We start from the raw sequence: 16,107 nt of genomic DNA on the forward strand, positions 1-16,107 counted from the left end.
GCGCCAGTCATGCCGCCACCGGGCGGGCACCCAGGGTCCACGGCGCAAAACGCATCAGCACCCAACGCAGCGGCACGCTCGCAAGCAACGCAAACACCGTCACGAACACTGCCCAGCCCAGCCCGGGGCGCGAGGCACCGAATCCGCCGGCCAACGCTGCGACACCGGAAAGCACGAAGAACACCAGCATGTGGGTGCACAGGATCAGCAAGGTATTGCGGCCGATCCACTGTATCCAGGCCCAGCCCTGCACCAGCCGTGCCGCGCAGATCACCATCAATGAGCCGAGCACCGCACCGAGCATGAACCCCGCGTGGCTGCGGCCGAATTCCAGCATGTTGACGTCGATCCGGCCATTGCGATCGGCCAGCCAGGCCACCGGCAAGGCCAGCAGCAGCGTCACCAGCGCGCTCACCGGCAAGGAGGTCGGCAGACGTGCGGAAATGTGGACCAGCAAGGCGCCCAGCGCGTAGAAGCACAGCGACACCGGTAGTACGTCCAGGCCGAAGAAAAGTCGCAGCTGCTGGCCCGGAAACCAGCCCATCCAGCACCAGGCCAGGGGCAGCGACGCCACCGCGATCAGCACCGGCGGCATCCAGCGGCGCAGCACGAAATAGCTGAGCACCGTCACCAGCATCACCGGCAGGAACCACAGCGGAGGCTGCACGTACAGATCGGGGCCAATACCGGTGAACATCTCCACGATCGGCTCCCACCACGGATGACTGCCCCACCGCGCCGCCTTCTCGCCGATATTGCGCGTCAGCAACCAGTAGGCGTAACCGAGCAGATAGAACGTCACATACGGCAGCAGCAGGCCGCGCGCCTGCTTGCTGATCGTCTGCGCCAATCCGGTGGTCCGCGACGCATAGCCGGACGCCAGCCAGCCGGACACCATGAAGAACAGCGGCACATGAAAGCTGTAGGCAAACAGCGTCATCGCATGCGGCACGCCCTTGGCGTGGCAGAACACCACCAGCAGAATCGCCAGGGCCTTGGTGGCATCAATGCGCGGGTCGCGGCTGCGCCCGCCGTTGGCAACGTGCAAGCCGGCCACCGGTGCAACCGGCTGCGGTGCGTGCGTTGCCGCCACACTCATCGTGCGCCTCCCGCGGGCAGTGGCAATCGTGCCTCATCGTCGGACGGATCCTGGCTGGTCTGCTGCGCAATGCTTGCAGCAGACCAGGTCGGCCGCATGTGCCACAGGCAGCCGCACACGAACCACCACAATGCCGAGGTCTTGATCGAGAAGTAACCATTGGACACCAGCAAGCTCAGCGCGAACGCAAAGATCGCCAGGTTCTTGAACAGCTGCCCTTCCTTGCTCGGCATCAACAACAGAAACGAATACGACAGCAGGAACGCGAGCACGCCGACGATCGACTGGGATGCGATGAAGTAGGCGATGCCGCTGTCGAAGTAGCGGTACGCCTGCGCAAAATCCAGGCCCATCCATGAGTTGAAGGACAGGTTATTCATCGAATTGACGGTGAAGAAGACCCGGCCCATCGTGTTGTCCTGATAGGCAGTGATCCCGGTGATCCACACCAGCAACCATGCGGTCATGATCACGACCAGGAAAATCAGGAAGGCCAGGCGTTGATCCAGGCGTTTCAGCAGCGGCGACAGCAGCACCATCAGCACGCAGGTGCCCGCCGCAAGCCGCCCATCGGAGGCCACGATCATGAAGCCGATCAGGCCGACCGACAGGAGCAGCATCGCCGGCCGCATCCAGCGCCAGAACACCAGCACGATCGCGGTAAAGAAGCAGATGTAATTGCCCATGGTCACCGGCTCGATGAACATCGAGGAGGCGCGGGGAAGATTGGAACCGGGCAGGAAGTTGCGCTCGCCCGGTCGCGTGGCGCTGACGAACAGGTTGCTGTCTTCGTTCCAGAACCCCTCCGCACTCATGCCGCGCGCGTTGACGAAGAAGCTCTTCGGGTTGACCAGATCGCCGTAGACACTGGGCGTGGCCAACTCGAACGCCGCAACCAACGACACGATGATGGTCATGCGCACGAACAGCTTGGGCACCGACCCGGTATAGGCCGAACCAAGCACCACGAACGCAAACACCACCAGCGCGTCGCGGAAGAACTTCGGATCGACCTGCCAGTTCACCAGGAAGCGCACGAACATCAAGGTGACGATCAGCCCCAGGCCGCTGATGATCAAGGCGATGCGCTTGCGGCTCATCGAGCCAAGGCCGAGCAGGAAACACGCGGCATAGACCATGAACTCGACCGCGTAGGTGATCACCGGACGCACGGTGAACACATTCGCATTGATCAGCGCCAGCACCAGGTTGTAACCGACGCCGACCAGCAGCGTCAGTTCAATCAGCAGGTTGTGCCAGCGAACGCGGGCCTCGTCGCTCATTCGGATCAGCATGCAGACGCCTGCTTGAAAGGGGCGGCTGCAATGCAGCCGCCCGCGGCGCTCGGCGCGCCAGGTCGCACACTCCCCGCCATCATCAGTACGCGGTCTTCTGTCCGAGCACACGTACTGCGGTCAGCACGATGATGCGGATATCCAGCCACAGCGACCAGCGACGGATGTAGTCCAGATCGTACTGGATGCGCTTTTTCATCGTGCGCAGCTCCGGGGTTTCGCCACGGAATCCATTGACCTGCGCCCAACCGGTGATGCCCGGCTTGACGTAATGGCGCTGCATGTAGTGATTGATCAGCTTTTCGTAATGGGTGTTGTGTTGCGCCGCGTGCGGACGCGGACCCACGATCGACATGCTGCCACCGAGCACGTTGAAGATCTGCGGCAACTCGTCCAGGCTGCTCCGGCGCAGGAACGCACCGAAACGGGTGATGCGGCTGTCGTTCTTGGTCGCCTGCTGGATGGTGGTGCCATGATCGTCATGCACACGCATCGAGCGGAACTTGAACATGTAGAACTCGCGACCGCCCAGGCCATGACGACGCTGGCGGAAGAACACCGGACCCGGCGAACTCATCTTCACACCGACCGCAATCGCCGCCATCAGCGGCCACAGGCCCATCAGCGCGATCACGGCCAGGATCTTGTCCTGCAGTGCCTTGGCGACCACGAAGTAGTTGTCGCGGTCCACACCACCCTGGCGCAGGTTGATCACCGGCACATTGCCGATCTGCTCGCCGGACTGGTTCAACAGGCCGAAGTCGAACAGATCCGGCACCAGCTTCACGTTGATCGGATACCGATCCAGGCGCTGCAGCAGCTGCTTGATGTGGTCACGCTCGCCCAGTGGCAGCGAGATCCACACCTGCTCGACCTGGTTGTCCTGCAGATACTCGATCAGCGCATCCGGATCGCCCAGGCACGGCAGCGACTGACGTTGCTCGGTCACCGCGATGTCGTACGGCGTGCGGAAATAGCCGACCAGGTTCATGCCGACCCAGGGATTGCGGCTGAGGTAGTGGTTGATCTTCATCACCGGATGGCGCAGACCCACCACCACCACCCGCTGCACGTCCACACCCTGGGTGCGCAGATGATTGAGGAAGCCGCGCAGCACCGTGCGGGCCGCCACCAGCGAGGCCAGGCCACCGACGAACCACAGGCCGATCCAGCCGCGCGACACCTGCTCGCCGACCTGCACGATCAGTGCGTGCACCGCAAACAGCGCGAACACACCGCCGAACGCGCCGCCCAGCACCATCAGCTCGCTCAACAGCCCGCGACCGCGCCAGCTGCGATACAGCGGGAACAGCGCAAAGCAGATCACCGAATACAGCAGCGTGGTGGCGATGGCGACCCGGTACGGTGCCGCAGGCACCCAGGAACCGAAGACGATGCGATAGGCGATCAGCCCGGAAGCCACGACCATGGTGAGGTCGAAGACACGCAGGACCAGGTCGGCTGCAGCCGAATACTTGGACAACAATCGCGGCGAGGATGTCGTGTAAGTCGCGCTACTCAAGTCTGCCAAAAGCATGGGGATGTCCTCCAAACTCGATACGGTGCATGCGGGGGAACATACGAATCGCACGCGAGCTTTCAATCATCTCCGTCGAGCGATCACCGCGGTAATACCTACCGACCCCAGATCGCACGACAGCCCTTTGTTTCAACAGAGACAAACTTTCAAACGAAGGAGTCCGAAACATACGGGATCCAACCTTTTCCACGCTGAATCAGTTGTCACTTCAATTAACCCATCGTTGTGCAACACCACGATGTCAGTCCAACCGCGCCTGCGCTGGCGTGCCTCGCAGGAAGTAGCGCACCAGAGCCACAGCCACGCCCAGAAATACGCCAAAGATGAAGCCCAAGGCGAGGTTCAATTTGAGTTTCGGCGAAGTCTTAGACGTAGGCACGTCTGCGGTGTCGATGATGGTCACGTTGTTGGCGCCGACGTTGCTCGCCACACCGATCTCCTTGTAGCGCTGCAGGAGCGCATCGTAGAGCTGGCGGTTGGTATCGACGTCGCGCTTGAGCATGTTGTAGCGGATGCTGCGGCTCTGCAGGTCCAGCTCATCGTTCCGCAATCCGGCGATGCGCTGGTTGAGCAATTGCTCCTGGTGCACCGACGCGTCGTAGGTCGCCTTGAGCGACTGGCGGATATTGATGACCTCGCCATTGATCTGGCGGCGCGACTCTTCGATCTGCGCCTTCAGGCGTTGCATTTCCGGATAGTCCGGTTTGAAGGTCGACAGCTTCTGCTGATACTCGGTGTTCAGGCGGATCTGCTCGCCGCGCAGGCTCTGGATCAGCGGGTTGCTCAGCACCTGCGGCAGCGACATCGCATCGCCGCTGCTGACCTGACGCCAGGCTGCCTCAGCCTTGATGCGGGTGTCCTGCGCCGATGCCAGCATCGCGTTGAGGTCGCTCAGGTTCTGGGCAGGAAGCGATGGCTTGTCATCGCCCACCGACACGATCTGCTCGTCGGTGGAATAGGTGACCAGATTCTTTTCCGAGTCCTCCACCTTGTCGCGCAACTGCTCCAGACGCTCGGCCAGGAACTTGGTCGCGAACGAAGACGCCTTGATGCGGCGTTCCTGCGTGCTGACGATGAAGACCTTGGTGTAGGTGTTGGCGATCTTGGCCGCCAATACCGGGTCCGGCGAATCGTAATTGACGTAGACCAGGCGCGAATTGAGGATCGGCTCGACCACCAGCCCGGCCAGCAGCGTATCGGTCAGGCTGCGCTCGATGATGGCTTGGCGCGAGTCGACCGACTTGCCGGCTTCCGGATTCTTGGCAGCGGCCTTTTCCAGCGCCTCGTCGACCTGCTGCTTGAACGCCGGCTCCTGGTCGAGCCTGGCCTCGCGGATCACCGCACGGGCCAGCGAACGGCTCTGCAGCAGCTGGTACTGGGTCTGGTAGAAATCGCGATCCTGCGGCGACTCCACCGGCATCAGGTTGTCGACGTTCACCACGTTGAGCGAATCACGCTCGATCTGCAGCGTGCTGGTGGCGCGGTATTTTTCCGGCATCAGCAGGGTGACGCCAAAGGCCAGCGCCACGGCCGCGACGGTGATCAGGATGATCAACCAGCGCTGCGACACCAGCGCGCGCCAGTAGTCGAGCAAGCCAACGTCGGCCAGCTCAAGATGCCCATGACGATGAGACGGGGAGGAACGATTGTCTGAATTCATACTCATCGGTAAGCGCGCCACACCATCACAAGGGGGGTCAGTTCCAGCATGGTGCGCAGCCAGACGCGTGCGTCCGAGCGATACACCACAACGATGTCGCCGCCGTAGATCTCAGGGTCCGGGTTGGCCCCCTTCTCGATCTGGGTCAGATCGAATCTGGCGATCATCTTTTGCCCGTTGACGGTGCGGAACACGATGACGTTGCCGCGGCTGGCCACCGTGCTGACACCCTTGGCCTGCGCAATGGCCTGCTGCAGGGTCAGGTTGGCGCCGATCACCGGATAGATCCCCGGCTCGTCGACCGCACCGGTCACCGTCACCCGGCGACCATTGGACTCCTGCACGAACACCGACACCTGCGGCTGCTGCAGGTATCCGGCGGCGTAGCGGTCTGCCACTAGCTTTTCCAGCTCGCCGACGCCCAGACCGGCCGCCTTGACGTCGCCGATCAGCGGCAGCGAGATGTGGCCGTTCTGATCGATGCGGACCTGCCGCTCCAGGTCATCGACCTGGAACACCTTGAACAACAACAGGTCGCCTGGGGCGAGTCGATACTCCGGTTGCACTGCCGACATTGCGAGCGGATCCGGAAGCGGCAGGGAGTCCGCCATCTTCGGACCGGTGCTGCATGCGCCCAGTGCCATCGAGCAGATCAACGCCAGGCTGAGGCCTTGGCAGAATCGTCCGATCAGTTTTTTCATGCGTGTGGCTGGCTGCCTCGGTTGGGTGGGACAGGACCTCGCGCAGCATTCGACCGGCTAACACGCCAGCAAGAACGTACGACAGAGAAATTCATCCCAAGACGCTCGGGATCACGACAGGTGTGACGTGTTGCAGTGCACTATGGCATAGAACCAAGGCATCGCAAGACGCTGCTCGCCATTTTTTTGACGGCGTTGGCCTATTGATTCAAGTTCGTCGTTACACCGTTAACAAAACGTGATCCACGTACTAATCCAGCGCGACTGATTCAGAGCATTTTCGGACACTTAGCCACATTCCGTGACCCAGGTCCATGCGAGCGGGACCGCGATGAAACGGACGCGACCAGTGCTTTCATGCTGCTCTGCAATATGCCGATATGCATATCGTGTCACCCGCATGACAAGCCGCCGACCGCATGTTGCGGCGCAACAAAAAAGCCCATGTCCGTGAAGACATGGGCTCTGTGTTTGGTCGGGGTAGCCGGATTCGAACCGACGACCACTAGTCCCCCAGACTAGTGCGCTACCAGGCTGCGCTATACCCCGAAGATGTTGCATCCGCCACGAGGGCGGCCTGCGATTATAGCGGCTTTGTGAAACGTTTTCCTAGCGGCGCAGCAGTTGCAGAACCTCTTCCAGTTCCATGCGCACCTGCTTGATGATCTGGTTGCTCAGTGCCGACTCGCTTTTGGCGCCATCGCCTTCCAGACGCAGACGTGCGCCACCGATGGTGTAGCCCTGCTCGTACAGCAGGCCGCGGATCTGGCGCACCATCAGCACGTCGTGGCGCTGGTAGTAGCGCCGGTTGCCGCGCCGCTTGACCGGTTCCAGGCTCGGAAATTCGGTTTCCCAATAGCGCAGCACATGCGGCTTGACGTCGCACAGCTCGCTGACTTCGCCAATGGTGAAGTAGCGCTTGGCCGGAATTGGCGGTAGTTCGCGATTACTGCCCGGATCCAGCATAAGCCTCCACCCGCTCCTTGAGCTTCTGGCCCGGACGGAAAGTCACCACCGTGCGCGCCGAGATCGGAATTTCCTCACCGGTCTTGGGATTGCGACCGGGCCGTTGATTCTTGCGCCGCAGATCGAAGTTGCCGAAACCGGACAGCTTCACCTGACGGCCCTGCTCCAGCGCATCGCGCAGCACATCGAAGAACGCGTCGACAAATTCCTTTGCCTCGCGCTTGTTCAGACCGACCTCGTCGAACAGACGTTCGGCCATCTCCGCTTTCGTCAATGCCATGCCAATCCCCTGGTTACCGCCTCAACTCCGGATCCGGGCGCGGTGCTCGCGCTCGATCACGGCCACCACATCGGCAACGACTGCGTCGACGTCCCGGTCGGTGAGAGTGCGCGAGTTATCCTGCAAAATCAAGCCCATAGCCAGACTCTTGAAACCTGGCTCGACCCCCTGCCCGACATAGCGGTCGAACAGCTGCACCTCGCGCAACAACGGCCCGACCGTGGTGCGCACGCTGGCCGACAGGGCCGCCCAGCTCACCTCTTCCGGCACCAGGAAGGCCAGGTCGCGACGGACCGAAGGGAACCGCGACAGTTCACCGGCACGCGGCAGCGGGCGTTGGACCAACGCGGTCAGTTGCAGCTCGAACGCGATCACATCCACGTCGATGTCCAAGGCCTTGGCCAGGCGCGGATGCACCTGCCCGATCCAGCCGATGCAAACGCCGTCGCGATGGATGTCGGCCGAGCGCCCCGGATGCCCGAAGGGCTGGGCGGAGGGCTGGAAGTCCAGCACCGCGCCGCTGGCCGCCGCCAGCGCCATCAGGTCGCCCTTCAGATCGTGGAAGTCCACCTTGCGCGCCGGCTCGCCCCACTGCAGCGCTAGGGCATCGCCACACACGGCTGCGGCGACATGCTGCGACTCCTGCGGGGCAGCGCCAGCCTCGGAGGCGGCAGCGAACACCTTGCCCAGCTCGAACAGGCGCACGCGGCCGGCCTGGCGGGCGGCGTTGCGGCCCAGCGTCGCCACCAGGCCCGGCAGCAGGCGCGGACGCATGATCGCAAGCTCGGCACTGAGCGGATTGGCCAGCGGCACCAGGCCGTCGGTCAGCTGCCAGCGCTCCAGCAAGGTGGCATCGACAAAGGCGTAGTTGATGGTTTCCTGCAGCTCGCGCGCCACCAGCTGGCGGCGCACGCTGAGCTCATCGAGCTGGGTTTCGCTCGGCATCGCAATCCGGCTTGCCCCGCCCGGCAGCGTGGTCGGCACGCGGTCGTAACCGTGGATACGCGCCAGCTCTTCGATCAGATCCTCTTCGATGGCGATATCGAAGCGACGGCTCGGCGCCATCACCTGCCAGCCTTCGGCAACCGCCTCCAGCTGCATGCCGAGCGCGCCCAGAATGCGCACGACCTCGGCATCGTCGATCCGGATACCGAGGACGCGCGCGATCCGCGCACGCCGCAGCAGGATCCGCGCCGGCTGCGGCAGATGCTGCGGCAGTTGCGCATGCACCACCGGGCCCGGCGTGCCGCCGGCCAGCTCCAGCACCAGCCGCGTCGCCACTTCGATCGCCTGCGGCGGCAGCGCCGGATCCACACCACGCTCGAAGCGATGACCGGCATCGGTATGCAGCCCGAGCTTGCGGCCACGGCCCATGATCGCGGCCGGATCGAAATACGCCGACTCTAGGAACACGTTGCGCGTGGTCTCGGTGACGCGCGTGTCCAGCCCACCCATCAGGCCGGCCAGCGCCACCGGGCGATCGGCATCGGTGATGGTCAGGAAACTGTCGTCCAGCGTGACCTGCCGCCCATCCAGCAACGCCAGCTGCTCGCCGCCGCGCGATCGGCGCACACCGATCGGGCCCTGCAGCTTATCCAGATCGAACGCATGCATCGGCTGGCCAAGCTCCAGCATCACGTACTGGGTGACATCCACCAGCAGCGAGACCGGACGCACGCCGCTGCGGCGCAGCCGCTCGGCCAGCCACACCGGCGTTTTCGCGGCCGGGTCGATGCCTTCGATCACGCGTCCGCAGTAGCGCGGCGCCTCGCTACCGGCAAGCAACTCCACCGCCAGCGTGCGCGTGGACACCGGCGCCACGACACCGGCATCGAAGGCCACCACTTCGCTGGCGCATGCCGCCGCCACGTCGAAGGCGATACCGCGCACGCTGAAGCAATCGGCACGATTGGGCGTGAGCTTGATCTCGATGCTGGCATCGGGCAGCCCCAGATACTCGGCCAGGGCTTGGCCCACCGGCGCATCGTCCGGCAGCTCGAACAGGCCGGACGCGTCGCTGTCCAGCCCCAGTTCCTTGGCCGAGCACAGCATGCCGTTGGACGCGACCCCGCGCAGCTTGGCCGCGGTGATGGTCAGTTCGCCGATCTTTGCACCGACTAGCGCCAACGGCGCCACCAGACCGGCACGCGCGTTGGGCGCGCCACACACGATCTGCAGCAGCTCGCCCTGCCCTGCGTCGACGCTGCAGACCTGCAGACGGTCGGCTTCCGGATGACGTACCGCCTCGACGATACGCGCCACCACCACCTGCCCCAGTGCCTGGCCCAACGACGTGACCTCTTCGACCTCCAGACCGATCGCCGTCAGCGTCGCGGCAAGCTCGTCGCGGCTCGCCTGGATGGGAACGTGGCTGCGCAGCCAATTTTCAGAGAATTTCATGAGGAGCCGGGAATCGGGAATGGAGAATGGGGAATTGCAAAGCCAAGGGCGCCGGGCCTTCGGAATGGGACCTGCAGAGCGCGTGGCTGTTGCGATTCCCCATTCCCAATTCCCGATTCCCCGCCGTCAAGCAAACTGCCGGAGAAAACGCACATCGTTTTCGAAGAACGCGCGCAGGTCGTTGACGCCGTAGCGCAGCATCGCAAAGCGCTCCACGCCCAGGCCGAATGCGAAGCCGGTGTAGCGCTCAGGGTCGATGCCGACGCTGCGCAGCACGTTCGGGTGCACCATGCCGCAGCCGAGCACTTCCAGCCAGCGCGTGCTGCCGTCCGGCTGCTGCCAGGCGATATCCACTTCCGCGCCCGGTTCCACGAACGGGAAATAGCTGGGGCGGAAGCGCATTTCGAAGTCGCGCTCGAAGAACGCCCGCACGAACTCGGACAAGGTGCCCTTGAGATCGGCGAAGGTGGAATGCTCGTCCACCAGCAGGCCTTCGACCTGATGGAACATCGGCGAGTGGGTCTGGTCCGAGTCGGAGCGGTACACCTTGCCGGCCGCGATCATGCGCAGCGGCGGTGTGTGTGCATCCATGTAGCGCACCTGCACACCGGAGGTGTGGGTGCGCAACAGGCGGCCATCGCCGAAATAGAACGTGTCGTGCATCGCGCGCGCCGGATGGTGCGGCGGAAAGTTCAGGGCTTCGAAGTTGTGCCAGTCGTCCTCGATCTCCGGACCATCGGACAACTCATAGCCCAGGCGCGCAAAGATCTCGACGATGCGCTCGAGCGTGCGCGTGACCGGGTGCAGTCCGCCCCGTTCACTGCGACGCCCTGGCAAGGTCACATCGATCCGCTCTCCGGCCAGACGCGCGTCCAGTGCGGCGTTTTCCAGCGAGTGCTTGCGCTCGGACAATGCAGCGGTCAGCGCATCGCGCGCCAGGTTGATCGCTTCGCCAGCGGCTTTGCGCTGATCGGCTGGCAGCGTGCCGAGCTGCTTGAGCTGGGCGGTGATGCTGCCGCTCTTGCCCAGCAATGCGACGCGCAAGGCTTCCAGTTGGTCCGGCGTCTGCGCGGCGGCGACATCGGCCAGCGCACTCTCGGTCAGGGATTGAATCTCACTCATTGCACTCGCGCCTCAACTGCTCAGCCGAACGGTGTTTCCGGATGCACCGGAATGCATTGCCACTCAAATCGCGTCCTGCCCGGCATCCACTCAACGATGCCGGCCATCTAAAACGCAAAAGGGGAAGGACTCGCGCCCTTCCCCCTGCATATCTGCTTGCCCTCGCCGGAGGCCTGCACACGAATGCGCAAACCCCGACAAGAAACTACCCTTTCAAAAGTCCGCACATGGATGTGCGGGCTCTTGCAGAGGGACCTGCATTTACGCCGCCAGCGCGCCCTTGGCCTTCTCAGCCAGCGCGGCAAAGCCGGCGGCGTCGTGCACGGCGATATCGGCCAGCACCTTACGGTCCAGGGTGATACCAGCCTTCAGCAGGCCGTTCATGAAACGGCTGTAGCTCAGGCCATTGATGCGGGCCGCCGCGTTGATGCGGGTGATCCACAACGAACGGAACACGCGCTTCTTCTGCTTACGGCCGATATAGGCGTACTGCTGCGCCTTGATGACCGCCTGCTTGGCGACGCGGAAAACCTTGCGACGGGCATTGTAGTAGCCCTTCGCCAGGGTCAGAATTTTCTTGTGGCGGCGGCGCGCCTGCACACCACGCTTTACTCGTGCCATGGTTCAGTCCTCAGAGGTAGGGAAGCATACGGTCAAGACGGCCTGCGTCCTCGGCACGGACGTGATTCGTCTGCCGCAGGTTGCGCTTCCGCTTGGTCGCTTTCTTCGTGAGGATATGGCTACGGTTTGCGTGGCCGCACTTGTACTTGCCGGAGGCGGTCTTGCGGAAACGCTTGGCCGCCGCCCGGTTGGTCTTGATCTTGGGCATTGCAATGTCCTTGATGGTGTTTTGTCACTGACCCGGGCGGCAGTCTTGCGACCACGCTTTCCATCCATGCCCTTGCCTGCTTGTAAGTCCTTGATCGAACACGATCCGGACAGGTCCTGTACCGCTTGCGCGGCGCCCCGGCAAAACCGGGCCGCGCAGTCTACCCGTTGCCGGGAATTCTTGCAAATGGATGCCGTCTCCGGCCAGGCGGGCCCTACCGGGCCCGTCTCAGCGCGGGATCAGATCTTCTTCTTCGGCGCGATCATCATGACCATCTGGCGCCCTTCCAGGCGCGGGCGCGACTCGATGACGATATCGTCGCCCAGGTCGGCCTCGATCCGCGACGCCATCTCGCGCCCCAGCTCCTGGTGGCTCATTTCACGGCCACGGAAGCGGATGTTGACCTTGACCTTGTCGCCCTCTTCCAGGAAGCGGCGCATGTTGCGCAGCTTGATCTGGTAGTCGCCCTCGTCCGTGACCGGACGGAACTTGAGTTCCTTGATCTCGACCTGCTTGGTCTTCTTCTTGGCCTCGTTGGCCTTTTTCTGCTGCTCGAACTTGAACTTGCCGAAATCCATGATCTTGCAGACCGGCGGATCGGCCTGCGGCTGGATTTCAACCAGATCCAGGCCTTCTTCCTCGGCCTTGGCGAGCGCTTCGTCGCGCGACAACACGCCGACCATCTCACCGTCGCTGCCGATCACGCGGACGCGCGGCACACGGATTTCTTGGTTCTTGCGGTTCTGTTTGTTGTCAGGGGTACTGATATTGCAATCTCCCAGGGGAATCGAACCGGCGCATCCGGATCATCCAGACCGGCCGGGGTTGGCTCACGCTGCCTGCTCTGCCTGCAGACGCTCGATGAAGGCCGAGACCGTCATGGTCCCGAGATCCTCTCCCGAACGTGTCCGCACGGCGACGGCACCGTTTTCCTTCTCGCGGTCACCGACGACGAGGAGATAAGGCACGCGTTGCAGCGTATGCTCGCGAATCTTATAACCGATCTTCTCGTTACGCAAATCGGCGTTCACACGGAAGCCTTGATTTGCAAGGGTTTTCCGAACCGAGTCGACATAGTCTGCCTGTGCATCGGTGATATTTGCGACAACGACCTGGACCGGAGCGAGCCAGGAGGGGAAGGCGCCGGCGTGGTGTTCGATCAGAATGCCGATGAAACGCTCCATCGAACCGACGATCGCCCGGTGCAGCATGACCGGATGCTTCTTCTGGCTGTGCTCGTCCACGTACTCGGCGCCGAGGCGGCCCGGCATCATGAAATCGACCTGCATGGTGCCCAGCTGCCAGGTGCGGCCGATGGCGTCCTTGAGGTGGTACTCGATCTTGGGACCGTAGAAGGCGCCCTCGCCCGGCAGCTCCTGCCACTCCACCCCGCACACGCCCAGCGCGCTGCGCAGCGCGGCTTCGGCCTTGTCCCAGGTCTCGTCGTCGCCCAGGCGCTTTTCCGGGCGCAGCGCGATCTTGATCTCGATGTCCTCGAAGCCGAACGCGGTGTAGACCGCCAGCGCCTGCTGATGGAAGGCGGTGACTTCGGCTTCGATCTGCGATTCCAGGCAGAACACGTGCCCGTCGTCCTGGGTGAAACCGCGCACGCGCAGGATGCCGTGCAGCGCGCCGGACGGCTCGTTGCGGTGACAGGCGCCGAACTCGCCGTAGCGGATCGGCAGGTCGCGGTAGCTGTGCAGGCCCTGATTGAACACCTGCACGTGGCCGGGGCAGTTCATCGGCTTGACCGCGTAGGTGCGCTTCTCCGACTCGGTGAAGAACATCGCGTCCTGGTAGTTGTCCCAGTGGCCGGACTTCTGCCACAGCGACACGTCCAGGATCTGCGGGCAGCGCACCTCGCCGTAGCCACTGTCGCGGTAGACCTTGCGCATGTACTGCTCGACCACCTGCCACAGCGACCAGCCCTTGGGATGCCAGAACACCAGGCCGGGCGCCTCTTCCTGCAGATGGAACAGGTCCTGCTGCTTGCCGATGCGGCGATGGTCGCGCTTGTCGGCTTCCTCCATGCGCAGGATGTAGGCGTCCAGCTGCTTCTTGTCGGCCCAGGCGGTGCCGTAGATGCGCTGCAGCTGCTCGTTCTTGGCATCGCCACGCCAGTAGGCGCCGGAAATGCGGGTCAGCTTGAAGGCCTTGAGGAAGCGCGTGTTGGGTACGTGCGGGCCGCGGCACATGTCCACGTATTCCTGGTGGTAGTACAGGCCCATCGCGGTGATGTCGGCGGACATGTCCTCGATCAGGCGCAGCTTGTACTCCTCGCCGCGCTGGGTGAACACTTCGATCACCTCGGCGCGCGGGGTGACCTTCTTGATCACCTCGTAGTCCTGCGCGATCAGCTCCTGCATGCGCTGCTCGATCGCGGCCATGTCTTCGGGCGTGAACGGGCGCTCGCTGTAGATGTCGTAGTAGAAGCCTTCGGCGATGACCGGGCCGATCACCATCTTGACCTCCGGGTACAGCTGCTTGACCGCATGCCCGACCAGATGCGCGCAGGAGTGGCGGATGATCTCCACGCCTTCGGGGTCCTTGGCGGTGATGATGCGCAGGCTGGCATCGTGGTCGATGACGTCGCTGGCATCCACCAGCTGGCCGTCGACCTGGCCGGCGATGGTCGCCTTGGCCAGGCCGGCGCCGATCGACTGGGCGACCTGCATCACCGAGACGGGGGATTCGAATTCGCGGCGGCTGCCGTCGGGGAGCGTGATGTTGATCATGGGCAAGAATGAGGTCTGGGCTGGCTGCAGCGCGATGGCTGCAAGGGAGATCTGCCCGTTGCGGGACAGGCTCGGATAAAAAGGTGGCGAGAGGTGGTGCAGAAACAACGCCGTGCGGGCGCCTTGCCAACTGGCGCGGCCGGGATCAGCGGTGGGCGGTGGTAGTGCTCATGTCGCACGCTGGGCCGGCGCGGGGCGCGGGCCACCTTCTCGCAAGGGGTCTTGAGGCGAATGGTAAACCAATCAGCCCGCCGTTGCGCATGCCGGCACCGGGCCGGCGGGCGCGTGGCATGATGCCGGCCACCTGTGCTGCCAGTACCGACCATGACCATCAAGGGTAAAGCCACCTCGCTGGATATCGCCTACCTGGCCGGCGTGTCGCAGCCGACCGTGTCGCGCGCACTGCGCGGCAGCCCGATGGTCAACGAAGAAACCCGCAAGCGCATCCTGCGCATCGCCAACGAGTTGAACTACAAGGTCGACAAGAACGCCTCGTCGCTACGGCTGCGCAATGCGGGCACGCTGGCGCTGCTGTTCTTCGAAGACCCCACCGCCGACGATTCGCTGATCAACCCGTTCTTCCATTCGATGCTGGGCTCGATCACCCGCGCCTGCGCGCTGCAGGGTTACGACCTGCTGGTGTCGTTCCAGCAGCTGTCCAAGGACTGGCAGGCCGATTACGAAGACAGCAACAAGGCCGACGGCATCATCCTGCTCGGCTACGGCGACTACCAGCAGTCGCGCCAGCGGCTGCAGCTGCTGGTCGAGCAAGGCACCCATTTCGTCCGTTGGGGCGCGGCGCTGCCGGGGCAGCCGGGCATTTCGATCGGCAGCGACAACTATCAGGGCGGGTTGGACATCACCGCGCATCTGCTCGCGCAGGGCTGCCGCCGCATCGCCTTTCTCGGCCACGCGTCCAATCATTACCCCGAGTTCGAAGAGCGCTACCGCGGCTACGTGGCCGCGCTCAAGCAACAGGCGTTGGTGGCCGATCGCGCGCTGCAGTTCGACGCGATCACTACCGAGTCGTCCGGCCATGCCGCGTGCCTGGCGCTGCTCGACAGTGGCCTGGCCTTCGATGCGGTGTGTGCGGCCAGCGACCTGATTGCGATCGGCGCCATGCGCGCCTTGCGCGAGCGCGGCTTGCGGGTGCCGCAGGATGTCGCGGTGAGCGGCTTCGACGATATCGCCCTGGCGGCGTCGGTGGCGCCGGCGTTGTCGACGGTGCAGCAGGACACCAAGCAGGCCGGCACGCTGCTGGTGGAAAGCCTGGTGGCGCTGATCCGCGGCGAAGCGGCGCAAAGCCGCACGATCCCGGTGAAACTGGCCGTGCGCGACTCCTCGCGTAGCAATGGCCTGCAACCGCCGTTGGGCTGGACGCCGTCGCCGGCAACGGAGCCCGGCGATGTGGCGTGTGCTCAGGCGGCCAGCGGAGTTGCCGGACGCTGAGCGTCGGGAATTGGGAATTGGGAATTGGGAA

The 16,107-nt window shown here is 63.6% G+C and carries 14 protein-coding genes and 1 tRNA gene; 1 reads left to right on the top strand and 14 read right to left on the bottom strand.

The features are described from left to right. Positions 1 to 7 precede the first annotated feature (7 nt). The 14 genes from EO141_RS08685 to thrS all read right to left on the bottom strand — a co-directional run bounded on the left by EO141_RS08685 (position 8) and on the right by thrS (position 14,627). Entirely contained in the window at positions 8 to 1,099 is a 1,092-nt protein-coding gene (locus tag EO141_RS08685; RefSeq protein ID WP_127168984.1) for an acyltransferase family protein, read from the bottom strand. Next, on the bottom strand, positions 1,096 to 2,382 hold the full coding sequence (locus EO141_RS08690; protein ID WP_164739166.1) for a polysaccharide biosynthesis protein GumE: 1,287 nt from the start codon (positions 2,380 to 2,382) through the stop codon (positions 1,096 to 1,098). Before EO141_RS08690 ends, EO141_RS08685 begins: the two co-directional genes overlap by 4 nt. Positions 2,383 to 2,476: 94 nt before the next feature. After that, positions 2,477 to 3,931, bottom strand: coding sequence for an undecaprenyl-phosphate glucose phosphotransferase (locus EO141_RS08695; RefSeq protein WP_104582011.1), 1,455 nt, complete (start codon positions 3,929 to 3,931; stop codon positions 2,477 to 2,479). A 244-nt stretch (positions 3,932 to 4,175) separates the two neighbouring features. Next, positions 4,176 to 5,615, bottom strand: a complete 1,440-nt coding sequence (locus EO141_RS08700; RefSeq protein ID WP_104582010.1) for a GumC family protein — start codon at positions 5,613 to 5,615, stop codon at positions 4,176 to 4,178. Then, the gene (locus EO141_RS08705) at positions 5,597 to 6,295 is read right to left on the bottom strand and encodes a polysaccharide biosynthesis/export family protein (protein ID WP_164739129.1); all 699 of its coding nucleotides are present in this window, start codon (positions 6,293 to 6,295) and stop codon (positions 5,597 to 5,599) included. The genes EO141_RS08700 and EO141_RS08705 overlap by 19 nt, the downstream gene beginning before the upstream one ends. 472 nt (positions 6,296 to 6,767) lie before the next feature. Further along, a tRNA-Pro gene (locus EO141_RS08710) sits at positions 6,768 to 6,844 on the bottom strand. Positions 6,845 to 6,904: 60 nt separating this feature from the next. Continuing rightward, positions 6,905 to 7,261 (bottom strand): MerR family transcriptional regulator, encoded by a 357-nt coding sequence (locus EO141_RS08715; protein WP_005995911.1) that lies wholly within the window; start codon positions 7,259 to 7,261, stop codon positions 6,905 to 6,907. Next, a complete protein-coding gene (locus EO141_RS08720; RefSeq protein ID WP_002811076.1) occupies positions 7,242 to 7,541 on the bottom strand; it encodes an integration host factor subunit alpha in 300 nt (99 codons plus the stop codon). The genes EO141_RS08715 and EO141_RS08720 overlap by 20 nt, the downstream gene beginning before the upstream one ends. 21 nt (positions 7,542 to 7,562) lie before the next feature. Continuing rightward, positions 7,563 to 9,941, bottom strand: a complete 2,379-nt coding sequence (gene pheT / locus EO141_RS08725) for a phenylalanine--tRNA ligase subunit beta (RefSeq protein WP_127168985.1) — start codon at positions 9,939 to 9,941, stop codon at positions 7,563 to 7,565. 126 nt (positions 9,942 to 10,067) lie between these two features. Then, positions 10,068 to 11,063 (bottom strand): phenylalanine--tRNA ligase subunit alpha, encoded by a 996-nt coding sequence (locus tag EO141_RS08730; protein WP_127168986.1) that lies wholly within the window; start codon positions 11,061 to 11,063, stop codon positions 10,068 to 10,070. Between the two features lie 261 nt (positions 11,064 to 11,324). Then, complete coding sequence (rplT, locus tag EO141_RS08735; protein WP_016903313.1) at positions 11,325 to 11,684, bottom strand: 50S ribosomal protein L20; 360 nt, start codon at positions 11,682 to 11,684, stop codon at positions 11,325 to 11,327. A gap of 10 nt (positions 11,685 to 11,694) precedes the next feature. After that, entirely contained in the window at positions 11,695 to 11,892 is a 198-nt protein-coding gene (rpmI, locus tag EO141_RS08740; RefSeq protein ID WP_002811096.1) for a 50S ribosomal protein L35, read from the bottom strand. Between the two features lie 239 nt (positions 11,893 to 12,131). Next, positions 12,132 to 12,659 (bottom strand): translation initiation factor IF-3, encoded by a 528-nt coding sequence (gene infC / locus EO141_RS08745; RefSeq protein WP_304941635.1) that lies wholly within the window; start codon positions 12,657 to 12,659, stop codon positions 12,132 to 12,134. Between the two features lie 63 nt (positions 12,660 to 12,722). Next, positions 12,723 to 14,627: a threonine--tRNA ligase gene (thrS, locus tag EO141_RS08750; protein ID WP_126944032.1), complete on the bottom strand. Its 1,905-nt coding sequence runs from the start codon at positions 14,625 to 14,627 to the stop codon at positions 12,723 to 12,725. A 324-nt stretch (positions 14,628 to 14,951) separates the two neighbouring features. Here thrS and EO141_RS08755 point away from each other — a divergent pair, with 324 nt between their 5' ends. Further along, the gene (locus tag EO141_RS08755) at positions 14,952 to 16,076 is read left to right on the top strand and encodes a LacI family DNA-binding transcriptional regulator (RefSeq protein WP_119131341.1); all 1,125 of its coding nucleotides are present in this window, start codon (positions 14,952 to 14,954) and stop codon (positions 16,074 to 16,076) included. Positions 16,077 to 16,107: the final 31 nt, after the last annotated feature.

Origin of the sequence: Xanthomonas sp. BRIP62415 (assembly GCF_003993515.1) — a bacterium.
In the GTDB taxonomy this organism is placed as follows: Bacteria; Pseudomonadota; Gammaproteobacteria; order Xanthomonadales; family Xanthomonadaceae; genus Xanthomonas; species Xanthomonas euroxanthea.

Coding starts and splice junctions, on each gene's coding strand:
- EO141_RS08685 (WP_127168984.1), bottom strand. CDS start 1,099: ATGAGTGTGGCGGCAACGCACGCACCGCAGCCGGTTGCACCGGTGGCC.
- EO141_RS08690 (WP_164739166.1), bottom strand. CDS start 2,382: ATGAGCGACGAGGCCCGCGTTCGCTGGCACAACCTGCTGATTGAACTG.
- EO141_RS08695 (WP_104582011.1), bottom strand. CDS start 3,931: ATGCTTTTGGCAGACTTGAGTAGCGCGACTTACACGACATCCTCGCCG.
- EO141_RS08705 (WP_164739129.1), bottom strand. CDS start 6,295: ATGAAAAAACTGATCGGACGATTCTGCCAAGGCCTCAGCCTGGCGTTG.
- EO141_RS08715 (WP_005995911.1), bottom strand. CDS start 7,261: ATGCTGGATCCGGGCAGTAATCGCGAACTACCGCCAATTCCGGCCAAG.
- EO141_RS08720 (WP_002811076.1), bottom strand. CDS start 7,541: ATGGCATTGACGAAAGCGGAGATGGCCGAACGTCTGTTCGACGAGGTC.
- pheT (WP_127168985.1), bottom strand. CDS start 9,941: ATGAAATTCTCTGAAAATTGGCTGCGCAGCCACGTTCCCATCCAGGCG.
- EO141_RS08730 (WP_127168986.1), bottom strand. CDS start 11,063: ATGAGTGAGATTCAATCCCTGACCGAGAGTGCGCTGGCCGATGTCGCC.
- rplT (WP_016903313.1), bottom strand. CDS start 11,684: ATGGCACGAGTAAAGCGTGGTGTGCAGGCGCGCCGCCGCCACAAGAAA.
- rpmI (WP_002811096.1), bottom strand. CDS start 11,892: ATGCCCAAGATCAAGACCAACCGGGCGGCGGCCAAGCGTTTCCGCAAG.
- thrS (WP_126944032.1), bottom strand. CDS start 14,627: ATGATCAACATCACGCTCCCCGACGGCAGCCGCCGCGAATTCGAATCC.
- EO141_RS08755 (WP_119131341.1), top strand. CDS start 14,952: ATGACCATCAAGGGTAAAGCCACCTCGCTGGATATCGCCTACCTGGCC.